The organism is Microcoleus sp. S36b_A4, from assembly GCF_036700645.1.
Taxonomy (GTDB): Bacteria; Cyanobacteriota; Cyanobacteriia; order Cyanobacteriales; family Microcoleaceae; genus Microcoleus.
This window is the reverse complement of sequence record NZ_JAUBPI010000141.1, coordinates 1-11,247: the sequence shown is the minus strand read 5'-3', so window position 1 is coordinate 11,247 and position 11,247 is coordinate 1. Positions and strand designations below refer to the sequence as shown.

Below are 11,247 nucleotides of genomic sequence, written 5' to 3'. Positions count from 1 at the left end.
GCGGAATGAAGCGAAAGTTTCACGTTCCGTTCTGAAGGAGAGGTAGGGGTGGCAACGCCCCTATCGACTCTAACCTAACCGTTTGCGATCGACTACTAACATTTTTTTGACGAGGGAAAAAACAATGGAGACTACAGCACAGAAAGAAGCCCCAACTCAGCCTGTTGAGGAAGTGAAAATTCAGAATATCAACAGTTTGGAGTTTGAGCTTTGGGCTAAAGCAGTGAAACGGCAGATGATTGCAGCACTCTCTAAAAAGGGCGCGATTTGACATCTCTGGGTTTTTTATGCACAGGTTGTGTTAATTAATTAAATTAACAAAATTTTTGTCTGCATTGTTGTCCGAGTTCGAGAGGAGTAAGGGTAAGAGTTTTGAGATTGCGCTGCTTTCGTAGTTGCGGGAGGGGCAAAAGAAATAATTTTCCTTTTTCCTAGTTTTGGACGTACAGGTGGAAGGAAGCCGGGTTTTTTTACGAAAATACTTCTGTTGCGATCGGCAGAAATGGTAAAAAACCCCGGTTTCTTTGTGTCAAGAGTGTCTCCGGGAGTGTTCTATAGCAATCCTTGCAGGAGTCGTAAATTTTTTACCCCACCCCAACCCTCCCCTTATCAAGGGGAGGGAGTAAGAAATTCACAAATGATGCGAGGATGGCTATATCTGCCGAATGCTTTCGACCAGATTACGATCGCTTGTCAACCGCCGCCAGCAAGCGCAGACTTCCGTCTTGAATCTGCACTGCTTTCACCGTTCCCACAGCAACTCTTTGTTGACCGTTAGCCATCGCTACCTCAATTTTAATCTTGGGGTCAGCCTGTAATCCTAGCCGCCCCCAGAGCCACTTGACTTGGGTAGCAGGAAAAGAGCTCACTTCTACATCAGAAAATGGTGAATTAACCCAGCGGCTACCGTCGTAAAAACTCGCTACCTGCACCTGATACCAAACTTGTTCTCCTGCCAATTTTAACTCATTGTTCGGTTCTGGTTCCAGCCACTCAGCGGGATTGACACTGTTAATTAAAGTAGCAGAACCCATAATTTGACTCTTGTGGTCTTCTAAACTTTCCGCCTGAGAAACTGCTTCCTGAAGTTTGTTGACCAAATTCCGAATTCGAGTTCTTGTTTCGCTGTCAGTATCTGATTGCTGGTCGAGCCAATTCATCGCCTCACGAGTTCCGTCTTGAGACGCTACAATCAGGGCGCCCCAAGCCTTGACATCGGCGTCAGCGGCATTTACTCTCAAGGCTGCATCGATGCGGTTCCAGATCCGCCCGCTGTCATTTTTGAGGGTGGTGGCTATTTCGTGACTGTTACTCGGATCGGCTTCAAATACTTGCAAAGCTTCACTCCAGCGGCCGTCGATCAATTCTGCGAGAACTTGTTGACCGGGACTGGCCCAAGATGCGATCGCCTGAGCACGAGTAATTTTAGCGTGAAATTCGATCGTTTCTAGCTGAGCTTGCGCGACAGCCGGCCAATTTTTGCCAGCTTTCCCCTTCGCCACACGCATGACATTTAATGCTGGAGACCACAGACCGCTTTTGGCAAGTCGCAGCCCATTTTTGTAAGTCTCGTCATTGAAGGCAAATTCTTCTAAAGAAATCGCGGTTAACTGAACTGGGTTGGGCAAAAATTTGCGCGGGCCAATTTGATAAAGGGTAAATTGTGGCTCTAAACCAACTGTTTGGTCGATCGCCAACTGCGGGTTTTCGCCCTTAACAATTTGCTGCCAATTCGGCGGTTGTCCAGCCGCACTGGCCCACTCCAACAGCGGCATTAAATGATTTTGGCTGGGGTTGTAGCGAACGACTTGTCCGTAGGGAATTTTCTTTTCGCCCTGCTTTAGTTGACCACTGACATTAAACCAAATGCCGGAGGCGGGGGGCTTTCCGTCAAATCGCCGCAGTTCTGTTAGGGGTAGGGACTGATTGGAGGCTTGATTGTTAGATGTAGAGTCAGCTAAAGAAGCAATGACAAAAGATTCCGCAGGGCCTTCTAGATTCACAGAACTTGCTAGCTGAAAATACTGCTCTTTATCGGAACTGCGATCGGGAAGCTGCACCCGCTTGTACACCCGAAGTTCGACAATTTGACGACAAGGATTTTTGCAAACAGTAGAAGCCTTAACAGTTCTTTCTACCATTACCGGCAATAGCAAATCGGAAATAGAATTATCGCGGGATTGATCGACGGGAAGCGGCAGGGCTTCTCCGGTTACGAATCCCAATTTGCGGATGCTGGCTTTGATTTGATCGAGAGTTTGGATCGAATCTCTACTACCTGTAGGCAGGCGCGACCATTCCGGCACAAACTGAGAGATCAACTTGTTGCCATTGGGATCGACAATTAGCTGATAACTCAGCCAAGCGCCGCCTCCCATTAAAGCTGCACAGCCACACAAGACGCTGAGGGCTGTCAAATTAGTTATCAGTCTTTTCCAGGGATATCTGGCGCGAGTTCGGGGAGTAGGTATTGGACGCTGGGACTCTTGAAGATTTTTGGGGCGTCGGGTTTGGCGACGGCGTCTTGTCGGGGGAGGAGCAACTTTGGGATTTTCTGGGGGTTTGGCTCGATTTTTTGAGGGGTTAATTTTGTGTTCCATCATGCCATTTTAGAATTTAGATTTTAGAATTTAGAGTTTAAAATTGCAATAGCCGATCGTACTGCCGACCTATGATATCCCAAGTGTATTGGCTGTCAACGAGCGATCGAGCGTTGACAGAGATCTCCTGTCTTAGCTGCTGATTTTCAAACAAACTGGCGATCGCCTCAACATACTCCTGAACTTTGTTCGCCCGCAAGGCCCTTCTCAGTTGTGGGCCGCCATCGACGGCTAAACCCTCCAAACCTCGATCGCTAGCAACCACGGGAGTTCCCGCAGCCATCGCCTCCAAAGTTTTATTTTTAATCCCAAAACCAATCCGCATTGGCACCACACAAACAGCAGCTTGATGCAAATATTCTGCCACCCTTTGCACCCGACCTACTACTTGAATTCCCGGAAGTTCCCCCAAGGCGATCACTTCCGGGACTGGCGAAGCCCCGACTAGGATGAGGGTAGCATCGGGATACCGCTGCTGCAAAGGCGGCATTATTTGCAAACTGAGAAACCTCGCCGCGTCAATATTGGGCAAATTGTTCATTGCGCCTGCAAAAATTAAGGTGTGTCCTCCCGGATCGATCGATCGATAGGGAAATTGAGTTAAATCCACGCCGTTAGGAATTACATCTATGGGAGGTACAAAAAAATCTTGTTTTCCTCGCACTCGAACCGGAGGCAACAGTAATTCGAGGAGTTGCTCTCTGTCTGTGGATGTTGTCGCGACAATGCGGGAGAATTTGGCACAGTAGCGTTTTTCGTAGCGGGCGAGTAGGGGTAAATTTAGTCGATCGCGCAGGGGTTTTTCGGAGGTGCCGGTTGCTAACATTTCCCTGCAAGTTCCCCAAACGGAACTGTGAATGTTTGCTACTGTCAACAGTTTTTGCCGCCATTCTGGACGCACGTAAATCTCGTTAACGCTGTGTTCGCAGGTGACAGTATCGCATTTGCCTGCTGTTACCAATTCGTCTGCCCAATTCTGCATTGCTTGGGAGTAGCTTGAGAGTACGTTTGGAGGTGTCCCGGACAACAAAAATCGACTGAATCTGTGGAATTTTCCTATTATTTCAGAGAACCCCCCCTCAGTCCCCCCCTTATTAAGGGGGGGAGGTAAAAATCCTTCCTCAGTCTCCTGCTGGAGTCTTAGCCCCCCCTTAGCAAGGGGGGGTTGGGGGGGTGTCTGCGGATGGGGAAAAACTGCCAATTCTGCAACTTGCTGGCGCAATGCGTCGATTTGTGCATTGGTGACATCGGGCGATCGTACAGTGCCGAGAATTACCTCATGCCGCTGGCTCAAGTATTGTAATAAATTAAACGTCCTTACCTGAGTTCCTCCGCGGCTTGGCGGATAGGGAAAAGTCGAGGAAAGCATCAAAATCTTCATGGGATGTGGAATAAATAAAGTTGCCGCTTGCGCGATAAAATTAATTGATAAAATCTTTTTAACAATCTTCGCACCTATGGACGAATTATCTGTTAAGGCGCTGCTCGAAGACTTGAAAAAGCCGGACGAAATCGTGCGCGATCGGGCAACTACAGAACTCTGGCGCACTTGGTTTAACCAGAAGGGTGAGTATGGGATGCAAATTCTCAGGCGATCGCAAGTTTCGCTGGATGCAGGCGATGTTCACCACGCTTTGGATTTGCTGACGAAATTGATTGCGGAAGCGCCGGATTTTGCGGAAGCTTGGAACCGACGCGCCGTACTTCACTATACTCAAGGAAATTATAAAAAGTCGATCGAGGACTGCGAAATTGTCCTCAAACTGAACCCGGTACATTTTGGGGCGTTGCACGGTCTGGGTTTGTGCTACGCTGCCTTGGGAGAATACCTAAATGCTATTCAAGCTTTTCGTCGCGCTTTGGAAATTCAACCTTTTGCTTTGGTGAATCAAAAGTTAATTCTCGAATGTACGGCTCGTTTAAATTAAAATACATAGGGCATTGGGCATTGGGCATTGGTGGTTTATTTCCCTGGACTGAAGTGCGAATTTTTTCCACAATCTAAAATTGAAAATAGTCGTAGTGCCGAAAATTAGCGTTTGCATTCCTACTTACAATCGAGTGCATCTGCTGGCTTGTGCGATCGCCAGCGTGCTAGCTCAAACTTATACAGATTTTGAATTAATTATCTGTGATGACGGTTCTACTGACAGCACTCCTTTGTTGATGTCGGAATTTGTCGATCGCGGGATTCGTTACATTCGCCACCCGCAGAATATCGGCAAGAGTAATAATATGCGATCGGGCTTTGCGGCAGCAAGGGGCAAATATTTTATCAAGTTTGACGATGACGATCGCCTGAGCGCGCAATTTTTAGAGCGGACATCTGCTATTTTAGATAAAGATCCCAGCATCGATTTTGTCAGTACAGATCACTGGGTGATTGACATTAACAATTATATTGATGCAAACCAGACGAAACTCAATTCGCAGCGGTGGGGGCGCACCGAGTTGTCGGCTGGAATTATTGAAGATTTGCTATCGGCAGTGTTTCTGAGACAGAGTTTGCAAATAGGGGCAACTTTGTTTCGCCGCCGCGCGCTGGAAGAAGTAGGATTTCTGCGGCCGAATTTGCAAAATTGCGAAGATAACGATTTGTTGGTGAGACTTGCGATTGCGGGCAAAAAGTGCTATTACTTGCCGGAGCTGTTGATGGAGTATCGATTTCACGCAGGACAGCAAGGAGTCGATCGGGCAATTCCGTATTTAAGCGATAAATTGCGCTATTTAACAGGCTACGAGTTTGAGTCGGAGAAGTTGGAAACTGTCAGGCTCAAAAGGATTGCAGAAACTCAATTAGCGCTAGGTTTGCGACTGATTGAGGTGGGTGAAACTGCAAAAGGACGCCTGATGGTGCGAGCTGGAAAGTCGGTTTCTGCGGCGAAAATGTGGGCGGGTTTGGGATTGTCGTTGCTGCCCGTCGAGTTTCGTCCCAGGGCGTTTGAGCTTGTGCGAGAGTTGATGAAATAACCATCAATAATAATTATTCATTATCAGCCGCGGATAATATATTAATTTTAATTAGAGTACGGGGTTTTGTCTGGCCTTGAGATTTGATCAGATTATGCTAGAGCAAGAACTTGCCGGGGATTGTTCCGAGAGTTTGCAAAAAATAAAAATTCGATATGACACGTTTTACATTAAATTAAGAAATTAAGAAATACTGAAAAATTAAGTATTTACGAGTTTGACATCGATCGGGCACGACTACAGACCTTTCCTTGGGTCTGCCCTGCTTGTGCTATCTGTCAGGGGATTAGGAAAAACTTTTGCCCTGACACTGGGGTTAAGGAATCAAAGTCAGCATTGTTAAATTCTGTCTAGTTTATTAATGCACCACTCATGTCAATAACTAATCAGATTCGTTTTAATAATCTCAAGGGCGACATCTTCGGCGGTGTCACGGCTGCCATCGTCTCGCTGCCCCTTGCCCTCGCCTTCGGGGTCGCTTCGGGAGTCGGGCCGATCGGGGGACTGTACGGTGCCATTTGCGTTGGCTTCTTTGCGGCGCTGTTTGGTGGCACCCCAACACTGATTTCTGAACCCACCGGGCCGATGACTGTGGTGATGACTGCGATCGTCGCATCCCTTACCGCCAGCAATCCCGAACAAGGGCTAGCAATGGCATTTACCGTTGTGATGCTGGCGGGGCTGTTTCAAATCATCTTTGGTATTTTCAAGCTAGGGAAATACATCACCCTGATGCCCTACAGCGTGATTTCCGGCTTTATGTCGGGAATTGGCGTGATTTTGATCATTCTGCAAATTGCACCGTTTCTGGGTCAAGCCCCTCCCAAGGGCGGTGTTTTGGGCACTTTTATGGCAATTCCGCAGTTGCTGGCCAACGTAAATCCGCCGGAAGCAATTCTCGGTGCCTTGACGGTGGCAATTATTTTCCTGATGCCCAAAAAGCTGAAGAAAATTGTGCCCCCGCAATTGATAGCGCTGATTGTCGGCACGGTAATTTCCATGACTGTGTTTCAGGGCACCGATATTCGCCGGATTGGGTCAATTCCGGTGGGACTGCCCCCCTTGCAATTGCCGACTTTTTCCCCCGGTCAAATCACGGTGATGTTTGTGGATGCGGTGATGCTGGGGATGCTGGGCTGTATCGATACCTTGCTGACAGCGGTGGTGGCGGACAGTCTGACGCGGACCGAGCACAAGTCCGATAAGGAGTTGATCGGTCAAGGAATTGGCAATATCGTGTCGGGGATCTGCGGTGGCTTACCGGGCGCCGGGGCAACGATGGGAACTGTGGTCAATATCCAAACAGGCGCGACTTCGGCGTTGTCGGGTTTAACTCGGGCGTTGGTGTTGCTGGTGGTGGTTTTGGGGGCGGCGAAGTTAACTGAACCGATTCCGATGGCGGTGTTGGCGGGGATTGCGCTGAAGGTGGGGATTGATATCCTTGACTGGAGTTTCCTGAAAAGATCGCACAAAGTATCTGTTAAGGGTTCCCTGATCATGTACGGGGTGCTGTTTTTGACTGTGTTTGTGGATCTGATTGTGGCGGTGGGTGTGGGCGTCTTTATTGCCAATATCCTGACTATCGAACGGTTGAGTAGTTTGCAGTCTGCAGGAGTGAAGCTAATTTCCGATACGGATGATGAGGTTCTCCTCAGTCAGGAGGAGAAGCAACTCTTGGATCAGGGTAAGGGGCGCGTGTTGCTGTTCTGCTTGAGCGGCCCGATGATTTTTGGGTTGTCGAAGGCGATTTCCCGCGAACACAATGCTATGAAGGATGCGGATGCTTTGGTGATGGATTTGAGTGCTGTGCCGATGCTGGGGGTGACGGCTTCGCTGGCGATCGAAAATGCGATCCGCGATGCCTGTGATAAGGGTTTGCAGGTTTACATTGTCGGTGCGAGCACGAAAATTCAGCAGCGCTTGCAGAAGTTGGGATTGTTGGATCTGATCGCGCCAGAGCATTTCCTGAACGATCGTACCGCAGCCTTGCGACAAGCCGTCGCTGTGGTGGACAACAAAGGTATTCCCTTGGGAGTGCCGGTGTAACAAGGCGCGAATTCGCCAAAATAGTAGTGGTTTAGCAGGAGTGCCAGTTTCTCCTGCTATTTTTATGGCTCGATCGCCCCTTTCATATCGTTTCCGGTTGCATCAGTATTGTTCAAATGTCGAAACAGTCAGTTGTCCCGAAAGCATAATTTTAGTCAACAGCCAACAGCCAACAGTCAATCGATTTTAGATGTTAGATTTTAGATTTTAGATTTTAGATTGAAGCCTTGACCCCACGGATAAATTCGGGGGTTTGTTTATCGGATACACGTTTTTTATTTCTGGACGGATGAATCCGGGGGCTTGTATCCTGGATGCTTTCGGTCAACAATCAGGTCTGAGTGCAACCGGAATTGATATCAATTCTTGATTTTCGTCAGTCCCCTCTGGTGGGATCAGAGGCAAGTTTAGACGAGGTTTTAACCGCCGAGTCTTCTGGCGTGTCGCTTTACAACCAGAAATTATCCGATTGATATAGCGGGTAGCCACGGAATATCTGTAATGCCTGGGTCGTAGCCAAGTTGTTTGAGTAGTGTGGTAATTTGCCCTCTATGGTGAGTTTGATGATTGAACATATGTGTCACCAAAACCCACGTCGGTAGCACGCGGCATTTATTATCTACATTGCTTGTGTACTCAAAGGGTTGACTCAACCAGTCAGAATTAAGGTGTCTAGACCATTCTATAATTTGCCGATCCATTGTCTCCCGTTCGGCTCTCAAAACCTCAAATTCAGCATACAGTTCTTGCCCGATAACGGTACCCGAAAATGGGTTAAGAGTGAAACGCCCCATCCATGCTTTGTCACTATACAGTAAGTGATTCAGAGTGCCATGAATCGATTTGAAAAAAGCACCCATATCCTGTTTGCGCTGTTCATCAGGAATTGCCGAGCAGACAGAATATATATTTTGGTTCATCCAGCAATTGTACTCGGCCATTAGCTGGTAGTAGCTACCGTCGTACATACTCAAAACTTCACCACCTAGTTTGAACAACTTACATTATACAAATATGTCTTTCACAAGACTCCTGACTCTAATTGGTCTAGATAAATAAATTCAGGAGCTTTAACTCCCGCTTCCTCTCTAATTTTAACCAGTGCAGGCGACTCAAAGAACGCTCTGGCATCTGTTGTTGATGTCCACGCGGAGAAATGAACGATTTTGTTGGGTTCATTGTCATACTTCAAGACCTGATAGGAGCGCTCGCCAGCTTCTTTTCGGATGCTTTCAGCCCGATCGAATACCTGTTTCCAAGCTTCATAATTTTCTACTTCATGAATAATTAAGACATACTGCATAGTAATCAGCTTCTCGGATAATTTCAAAACTTCAATGGTTCGGTTTACTCCTCCTCTTCCTCAGCATTTTCCTCTTTAAATCCCAACCACAAAAGTATTACCTTTTCTACTTCGAGCATTTTCTCGGATGTCAGAATTCCCAATTTGCGTAGAAGCTTTGCATGAGGAATTGTAATCATATTTTGTACGTCAAATACTCCTTCTCGGAGGAACTTATTTTTGACTTTCACCTCAAATCTTGAACCGCGTAGACTTGTTGTATGTGGCACTAGAGTGGCTAAGGCCCGGTCTTGATTTAGAGCAGGAATACTCACGACCAAACATGGTCTGACTTTCGCAGTATAACCGAGATCGACTAACCAGATTTCACCACCCTCTGGACTATTCATATACGGATTCTTCCTCATCTAGCTCTAGGAAAAGTCCCTCGGCATTTAGAACTAAATCGTCATCAGATAGGGGCGGAAAGTCTAAATAAACAGTCCGTTTCAAAATTTCCAATACCAAATCTAACCGCTCTGAGTCTGTTAATCGCTCAAAGGTATTCAAAAGTTCTTCTACTAAAATAGTCATAGCTTTTTTCCTAGACTTGCTTATAGCATAGCACAGGTTTTAAGTAGACCAACCTCAAAAAACATAACAGCCGGCTCCCCGCAGCACTTTAAGGCTGCGGGGTTCTAACATTGATCGCGCTTTCCACTAAAGTAGTAAACAGTGCCCGATCTAAGTTTTTCCTAAATATCGTGTCTATATTTTCTGAAATTCCGACTGTGTGGCTGCAAATTTCCCTCGTGGGAGTCTGGCTGGGCTTGATTTTATTGGTAGCTGAGGGGTTAAATCGCTTTACTTCTGTCGATGCTGAGGTATCGCGGAAGGTTGTTCACATCGGTACTGGAAATGTGATTTTGCTAGCGTGGTGGCTGGAAATACCCGGTTGGGTGGGGATTTCGGCGGGGGTTTTAGCAGGCGCGATCGCCCTAATTTCTTACCAAGTTCCGATTTTGCCGAGTCTTAACAGTATCAACCGCAAGAGTTGGGGGACTTTTTTCTATGCTGTTAGTATCAGCGTTCTCGTGGCTTGGTTTTGGCCGCTGCAACGTCAGGAATACGCTGCTTTGGGCATTTTAGTCATGACTTGGGGCGACGGATTGGCTGCTGTCATCGGGCAGAAATACGGCAAACATATTTATCGAGTTTGGGGAATTCAGAAGAGTTGGGAAGGTTCTGCAACTATGTATTTGGTGAGTTTTGCTATTAGTAGTTTGATTTTGCTGGCGGTTCAAGGCAATATTTGGCAAACTTGGGCTGTGTCGGCTGTCGTAGCTTTAGTTGCTGCTACTTTGGAGTCGGTTTCCAAGCTGGGAATTGACAATCTCACTGTGCCGATTGGCAGTGGGGCGCTCGCTTTTTTCCTAAATCAATTTTTAATTGGTAATGTGTAATCTGAACTTACCCCCAGGCGTTCCTGAATAGAGGTATGAATTCAAGATTTCTCAATTGCTATAAACCCGCTTGAGGGTAAGTTTTGTAACTGCCGCTCAAAGGTGATTCATCCCGTGAATCAGCAACGCCAATTATCAATTATCTAAGTCTCGTTAAAGCAACCGACGTGCTTGTAAAATTTATTGTTGCCATTGCTCGAAAGCGGGGATTTTTGAGAGATAAGCTGCTACGCATTTAAATTGAATCCAGAGACGGGAAGGATGCCCGTTCCACAATAATTGTAGAAAAATTGACTGTCAAATTAGATGCACAACAGCTTAGTCTGGGGGAAACATCGCCCTGATTTGCTCCATAAGCTCGATCGCCACCAATACACCAAGCTGCTAGCCATTAGGGTGACGATCGCACCTCGTCACTCGTTCATCTCCTCACCAAATAAGGTGAAGAGTGCGATCGCTATCTTTCACTTTTTTAAATTATAGACAAGGCACGCTTGAACGCTCTACAATAGAATGCGTTTTGTCTTTTAATCCGTAAAGGCATTTTAGAGGTTATTTTTAATGAAAACTCAATATTACACCTCCGCCAGCTTAGATGGTTTTATTGCTGATTCACACAACTCTCTCGATTGGTTGTTTCAGTTCGGCGAGGCGGGAGACAGCTATCCTAATTTCATCCGCGAAGTAGGGGCAGTAGCAATGGGAGCAACTACTTATGAATGGATTCTGACCCATCAGATGGATGAAGGTGCCGATCGTCCCCAAGCATGGCCTTATGAACAACCGGCTTGGGTATTTACCTCTCGGACTACATTGGTGACAAGTTAAGGAAAAAGGGAAATTGTCAAGGGTAGTATTTGCATGGGTCTGGGATCGTGGGAAACTT

Annotated in this window: 13 protein-coding genes; 7 read left to right on the top strand and 6 right to left on the bottom strand. The window is 46.9% G+C overall.

The annotated features are described in order from the left end of the window. The first annotated feature begins 124 nt into the window (after positions 1–124). Positions 125–271, top strand: coding sequence for a hypothetical protein (locus QUA03_RS26995; protein ID WP_332946242.1), 147 nt, complete (start codon positions 125–127; stop codon positions 269–271). Between the two features lie 409 nt (positions 272–680). On the opposite strand, the gene QUA03_RS26990 is transcribed toward QUA03_RS26995, so the two are convergent. After that, complete coding sequence (locus tag QUA03_RS26990; RefSeq protein WP_333216537.1) at positions 681–2,603, bottom strand: hypothetical protein; 1,923 nt, start codon at positions 2,601–2,603, stop codon at positions 681–683. 34 nt (positions 2,604–2,637) lie between these two features. Next, on the bottom strand, positions 2,638–3,981 hold the full coding sequence (locus QUA03_RS26985) for a glycosyltransferase family 4 protein (RefSeq protein WP_333216535.1): 1,344 nt from the start codon (positions 3,979–3,981) through the stop codon (positions 2,638–2,640). A gap of 76 nt (positions 3,982–4,057) precedes the next feature. Between QUA03_RS26985 and QUA03_RS26980 the strand changes: the two genes are divergently transcribed. The 3 genes from QUA03_RS26980 (at position 4,058) to bicA (ending at position 7,616) form a co-directional block, all read left to right on the top strand. Next, entirely contained in the window at positions 4,058–4,528 is a 471-nt protein-coding gene (locus QUA03_RS26980; protein ID WP_333216533.1) for a tetratricopeptide repeat protein, read from the top strand. Between the two features lie 94 nt (positions 4,529–4,622). Beyond that, complete coding sequence (locus QUA03_RS26975) at positions 4,623–5,570, top strand: glycosyltransferase (protein WP_333216542.1); 948 nt, start codon at positions 4,623–4,625, stop codon at positions 5,568–5,570. A gap of 372 nt (positions 5,571–5,942) precedes the next feature. Continuing rightward, positions 5,943–7,616 carry a bicarbonate transporter BicA gene (bicA, locus tag QUA03_RS26970; protein ID WP_333216530.1) on the top strand — a complete coding sequence of 558 codons (1,674 nt, stop codon included), beginning with the start codon at positions 5,943–5,945 and terminating at the stop codon, positions 7,614–7,616. A 461-nt stretch (positions 7,617–8,077) separates the two neighbouring features. On the opposite strand, the gene QUA03_RS26965 is transcribed toward bicA, so the two are convergent. From QUA03_RS26965 to QUA03_RS26950, 4 genes are read right to left on the bottom strand one after another with little or no spacing between them, the layout of a single operon-like run. Further along, entirely contained in the window at positions 8,078–8,584 is a 507-nt protein-coding gene (locus QUA03_RS26965) for a DinB family protein (protein WP_333216528.1), read from the bottom strand. A gap of 53 nt (positions 8,585–8,637) precedes the next feature. Next, the gene (locus QUA03_RS26960; protein ID WP_333216526.1) at positions 8,638–8,919 is read right to left on the bottom strand and encodes an antibiotic biosynthesis monooxygenase; all 282 of its coding nucleotides are present in this window, start codon (positions 8,917–8,919) and stop codon (positions 8,638–8,640) included. Positions 8,920–8,963: 44 nt separating this feature from the next. After that, positions 8,964–9,308: a type II toxin-antitoxin system PemK/MazF family toxin gene (locus QUA03_RS26955; protein ID WP_333216523.1), complete on the bottom strand. Its 345-nt coding sequence runs from the start codon at positions 9,306–9,308 to the stop codon at positions 8,964–8,966. Continuing rightward, positions 9,301–9,492, bottom strand: coding sequence for a hypothetical protein (locus QUA03_RS26950; protein ID WP_333144515.1), 192 nt, complete (start codon positions 9,490–9,492; stop codon positions 9,301–9,303). Before QUA03_RS26950 ends, QUA03_RS26955 begins: the two co-directional genes overlap by 8 nt. Before the next feature lie 170 nt (positions 9,493–9,662). Between QUA03_RS26950 and QUA03_RS26945 the strand changes: the two genes are divergently transcribed. The 3 genes from QUA03_RS26945 to QUA03_RS26935 all read left to right on the top strand — a co-directional run bounded on the left by QUA03_RS26945 (position 9,663) and on the right by QUA03_RS26935 (position 11,189). Continuing rightward, positions 9,663–10,361, top strand: coding sequence for a diacylglycerol/polyprenol kinase family protein (locus tag QUA03_RS26945; RefSeq protein ID WP_445304756.1), 699 nt, complete (start codon positions 9,663–9,665; stop codon positions 10,359–10,361). 306 nt (positions 10,362–10,667) lie between these two features. After that, on the top strand, positions 10,668–10,844 hold the full coding sequence (locus QUA03_RS26940; RefSeq protein ID WP_333216521.1) for a hypothetical protein: 177 nt from the start codon (positions 10,668–10,670) through the stop codon (positions 10,842–10,844). Between the two features lie 78 nt (positions 10,845–10,922). Next, positions 10,923–11,189, top strand: a complete 267-nt coding sequence (locus QUA03_RS26935) for a hypothetical protein (RefSeq protein WP_333216519.1) — start codon at positions 10,923–10,925, stop codon at positions 11,187–11,189. The last annotated feature ends 58 nt before the right edge of the window (positions 11,190–11,247 follow it).